6 protein-coding genes are annotated in these 3,411 nt (G+C 46.7%); 4 read left to right on the forward strand and 2 right to left on the reverse strand.

Features of this window, described 5'->3' with window-relative positions; translation table 11 throughout:
• Positions 1-119 precede the first annotated feature (119 nt).
• Positions 120-764, forward strand: coding sequence for an MOSC domain-containing protein (locus tag ABYP73_RS12355; protein ID WP_372974530.1), 645 nt, complete (start codon positions 120-122; stop codon positions 762-764).
• Positions 765-793: 29 nt separating this feature from the next.
• On the opposite strand, the gene ABYP73_RS12360 is transcribed toward ABYP73_RS12355, so the two are convergent.
• Positions 794-1,147: a hypothetical protein gene (locus tag ABYP73_RS12360; protein ID WP_372974531.1), complete on the reverse strand. Its 354-nt coding sequence runs from the start codon at positions 1,145-1,147 to the stop codon at positions 794-796.
• Between the two features lie 213 nt (positions 1,148-1,360).
• Between ABYP73_RS12360 and ABYP73_RS12365 the strand changes: the two genes are divergently transcribed.
• Genes ABYP73_RS12365 through ABYP73_RS12375 form a run of 3 tightly spaced genes read left to right on the forward strand, consistent with a single transcriptional unit; the run spans position 1,361 to position 3,145 of the window.
• On the forward strand, positions 1,361-2,233 hold the full coding sequence (locus tag ABYP73_RS12365; protein WP_372974532.1) for an AraC family transcriptional regulator: 873 nt from the start codon (positions 1,361-1,363) through the stop codon (positions 2,231-2,233).
• Positions 2,234-2,242: 9 nt separating this feature from the next.
• Positions 2,243-2,836, forward strand: a complete 594-nt coding sequence (locus tag ABYP73_RS12370; protein WP_372974533.1) for an alpha-ketoglutarate-dependent dioxygenase AlkB — start codon at positions 2,243-2,245, stop codon at positions 2,834-2,836.
• Between the two features lie 30 nt (positions 2,837-2,866).
• The gene (locus ABYP73_RS12375) at positions 2,867-3,145 is read left to right on the forward strand and encodes a TIGR03643 family protein (protein ID WP_372974534.1); all 279 of its coding nucleotides are present in this window, start codon (positions 2,867-2,869) and stop codon (positions 3,143-3,145) included.
• On the opposite strand, the gene ABYP73_RS12380 is transcribed toward ABYP73_RS12375, so the two are convergent.
• Positions 3,142-3,411: S1/P1 nuclease (locus tag ABYP73_RS12380; RefSeq protein WP_372974535.1), on the reverse strand; the 270-nt coding region annotated here is incomplete at its 5' end. The two genes, ABYP73_RS12375 and ABYP73_RS12380, sit on opposite strands and share 4 nt — an antisense overlap.

The following is a 3,411-nucleotide window of genomic DNA, read 5'->3' on the forward strand; positions in this document are numbered from 1 at the left end:
AAAGGCTACAGGAGGCCCTCAGACGGGATCGGTTGAAGGATTTCTGATTGCGCGATCCCCTTAATCCCTTATAATCCATAGGCGATTGACCGAAAGCCAGGTTTTCCTATCTTTAGGCTATGAAGGTCATTTCCAACAATATCGGGCAACCGACACCTTTCACCTGGAAAGGCAGGACCGAAAAGACGGGGATCTTCAAATCTCCGGTTTCTCACCCCATTCTCCTCGGTCGCGAAGATGTTCAGGGCGATACGGTTTCAGACCGCAAACATCACGGAGGTGAATTCAAGGCCTGCTACCTCTTTTCTTCCGACCACTACGCCTACTGGCAAGAACAGTATCCTCACCTGTCCTGGTCCTGGGGTATGTTCGGCGAGAACATCACCGTGGAGGGGTTGGATGAATCTGATCTCCTGGCAGGTTCTATATACCTTCTCGGCTCTGCCCTGGTACAGATCACTATTCCCAGAGAGCCTTGTTACAAACTGGGGGTCCGTTTTGGGGATCAAAAAGTTATAGAAGAGTTTATTGCACACGGGAAACCCGGGACCTATGTTCGGGTGATCAGGCCCGGAGAAGTGATCAGGGGAGACCTCTTCCAACTGGAAGAGAAAGCCGAGGATTCTCTGAGTATAGCCGACCTGTTTTCCCTGATCTATTCTAAAAAAAAGGACCCGGATATCCTCAACCGAGCATTGAATTGCCCTTTCTTACCCCAGGGCACCAAAGACAAGTTGGGCAGATACCATAAAAAAGGGGCCTGACGGCCCCTTTTTCGCTGAATCAACTAAACTTACTTCACTACGTAATACTCAGCAAAAGTGTCGTTATCATCCCTGACCACGATCTTGTAGCTGTCCTTTTCTGCGTTCCCAAAGTTAAAGGCTTTCTCCACGACCAGAGTGGATTTGAGGGTTTCGCTGTAGAGGATGCGATTCTCGCTGTCTATGACTTTGATCTGGACATCCCCCATATCCCTGTTGAGAAAGTTCAGGAACAACTTATCCCCTGCTTTTCTGAAAAATGGGCTTACTTTGGTTTCTCCATCTTTAACGTCAAAAGAAGGTTTTGCATTAGAGTTGTGGGCATATGTTCCGGCAGAAATCAGGATCATGGCCATTGCGGTAATTTTTTTCAAATTTTTCATGATTGCTTTTTTTAAGGATTAATGAATAAACTCAAGGCAAATCTATCCTCATTATCCCGGCATCACTACTACTGATTTTGCTTATATCTGTACTATTTTAACAATCATGCTCGTTAATTATTTCTTAAATGGTAATATTGCATATCTTTTGGGTAATTTTGTAAAGCTCAAGGAAAAACCACAGGAGTAACTTTGTGCGTATACAGTATGGCTATGATGCAGCAAAAACCGACATTTGAGGCTATTGAACCCAACTTTGGGAATTCTTTTACCTATCAAAAATTTGACGAGGAACGCCTCAATAAAAATAACGTATGGCACTACCACCCTGAGATCGAACTGGTTTACGTGAACGGAGGTTCGGGTAAGCGGCAGATAGGGAGCCATGTGTCTTATTACACCAATGGGGACTTAATCCTCATAGGCAGTAACCTTCCACACTGCGGACTTACCGATAAACTTACGGGGAATAAAAAGGAAACGGTCATTCAAATGAAGCAGGACTTCCTCGGAAATGATTTTTTCAAGATCCCAGAAATGAAGCAGATCCAGGCCCTTTTCGACCTTGCGGCAGGCGGGATTGCCTTTTCAGGGAAGACCAAGAAGAAAATAGGTGAGAAAATGGAGGTGCTCGAATACCAGACGGACTTCCAGAGGTTGTTGTCCATCCTTAACATCCTCAATGAACTGGCCTTATCAGAGGATTACAAGGTGCTGAATGCAGACGGGTTCTCCCTGAAAACGGAGGTCAAGGACAACGACCGTATCAACATCGTCTTTAACTACGTAAAACAGAACTTCAAGGAAGACATCCCCCTGGAGAAGATCGCGGATATGGTCAGCATGACCGTTCCTTCCTTTTGCAGGTATTTCAAAAAGATCACCAATAAGACCTTTGTGCAGTTTGTGAACGAATGCAGGCTGGTTCACGCTTCTAAACTCCTGGCAGAACAACCCATGAGCATTACAGAGGTCTGTTTTGAGAGCGGTTTCAATAATTTCTCCCATTTCAACAAGTCTTTCAAGGCCTTCACAGGGCAAAATCCTTCTGAATACAGGAACGAACTCAAAAAAGTGATCAGCTAAGTCGCCTGTATGCAACTGCAAGCCCATAAATTAGATTTGCCCGAGAGCGATATCATATATTACCCGGATTTTTATGACCAGCAGGAAGCAGACCACCTCTTCGCTGCATTGAAACGGGATACCCCCTGGCAGCAGGACGATATACGCGTATTCGGGAAAACCTATCCCCAGCCCAGGCTGACCGCCTTATACGGAAACAACGGCAAGCCCTACTCCTACTCCCATATCACCATGATACCCCAGCCGTTTTCCGAAGAACTCATTTCGATCAAGGGAAAGATTGAAGGCCTCCTCCCAGAAACTTCTTTCACTACCTGTCTTATGAACCTCTACAGGAATGGAAAAGACAGCAATGGCTGGCATGCCGATGACGAACCGGAACTCGGCCAAAATCCTGTGATCGCCTCAATAACCCTGGGGGAGGAGAGAGCCTTTCACTTTAAACACAAGGAGAAAAAAGAATGGAGGCATAAAATGATCCTCGAACACGGGAGCCTGCTGATCATGAAAGGACAGACCCAGCATCGCTGGTTGCACCAGATCCCCAAAACCGCCCGGCCTGTAGGTGAGCGCATCAACCTGACCTTCAGGGTTATCCATTAACTAGGGGAATCTTACTATCTTTGAACCGCTATGAAAAAGGATTTTACCGAAAGAGAATTAGACAGGATCATTGAAATGGCCTGGGAAGACCGAACTCCCTTTGAGGCTATAGAATTCCAGTTCGGCATCTCCGAACAGGAGACCATTGAGATCATGAGAAGGGAAATGAAGCCCAGCAGTTTCCGGATGTGGCGGAAAAGGGTTCAGGGCCGGTCCACCAAGCACGCAGCCCTGAGAACTTCAGAATCCTCCCGCTTCAAAAGCACACGGCAACGTCACATCACGGGGAATAAGATCTCTAAACGTTAGTCGAATATTTCATTCAACACTACCGCAAGCCTGACGCCACCTTTGAGCAATTGCCGCTCTACGGTGTTCCAGTGAATGTATTTGTATCGGTACCCCAAACGTTCCCCCGGGGTCACAGACCCGTAAATAGAGGTCGCCAAGCTGTGGGATTCCTCAACCCAGCTATATACATTACCCTGCTTTAAGGCATTGAGTTCCTCCTTTGACAGGGACGGAAGATCACGGGCCAGTTCTGTATAACTCATCCCGAAGTGGTCGATCAGATC

It is taken from the genome of Muriicola sp. (assembly GCF_041567615.1).
Classification (GTDB): Bacteria; Bacteroidota; Bacteroidia; order Flavobacteriales; family Flavobacteriaceae; genus Muriicola.